This window comes from Arsenophonus sp. ENCA (assembly GCF_002287155.1).
Taxonomy (GTDB): domain Bacteria; phylum Pseudomonadota; class Gammaproteobacteria; order Enterobacterales; family Enterobacteriaceae; genus Arsenophonus; species Arsenophonus nilaparvatae.
The window spans coordinates 1-550 of record NZ_NHNG01000418.1 but is presented as its reverse complement, the minus strand read 5'-3'; the positions used below and the strand labels follow the sequence as shown (position 1 = coordinate 550).

The window sequence follows — 550 nt, the reverse complement described above, 5'->3', positions numbered from 1 at the left end:
GTCGCCGAAACGTGAGCGGGCAAAACTGAGCAGGACCGCACCGAGCGGATGATTGAGATGAAAGCGCTCCGGTTGCTCAGGAAAGAAAGTGACCTCCAGCTGCGGTAAGCGTTTTGTCAGCAGGCCTAAAAGGGCACGCATGATATCGAGCGTCATTCAAACTCCTCCAGTAAGCCACCGGGGCCGCTAAAGCGCGCTGGACGGGCATGAACATGAAAGGCCCCCGGCTCCGGTATCGCCTGCCCCTGTCCCGCTATCCCTAGCGTTAATTTGCCGTCGCGCAAGGCTTCCAGCATTTTTAAGCTGCCGCGATACACCTCTTTTATCGCCTCCGGCAATTGGCCTTCGGGACGACGCAGGTACAATCGATGGCTGACCAGATTGACCGCCATATCGCGCAGTACCGTGGGAACGGTTTCCAGTGGCAATACGTAACGACCGCACAGATGTGTCGCTACCAATGTAAAAATGATCCACTTGCTAATGTAAAACTGATCCACCAAGAGTAAAAATGGCAGTTTTAAGGTACTGCCGATGATAACATTGGAGA

Annotated in this window: 2 protein-coding genes; both read right to left on the bottom strand. The window is 53.8% G+C overall.

The genetic code is table 11. The features are described 5' to 3' along the window. Positions 1-141, bottom strand: a 141-nt coding sequence (locus CBG25_RS10875; RefSeq protein WP_290606605.1) for a Gp37 family protein, incomplete at its 3' end; no start/stop codon positions are given. 11 nt (positions 142-152) lie between these two features. Continuing rightward, the coding region (locus CBG25_RS10870; RefSeq protein WP_290606604.1) for a DUF1320 domain-containing protein at positions 153-550 on the bottom strand (398 nt) is incomplete at its 5' end.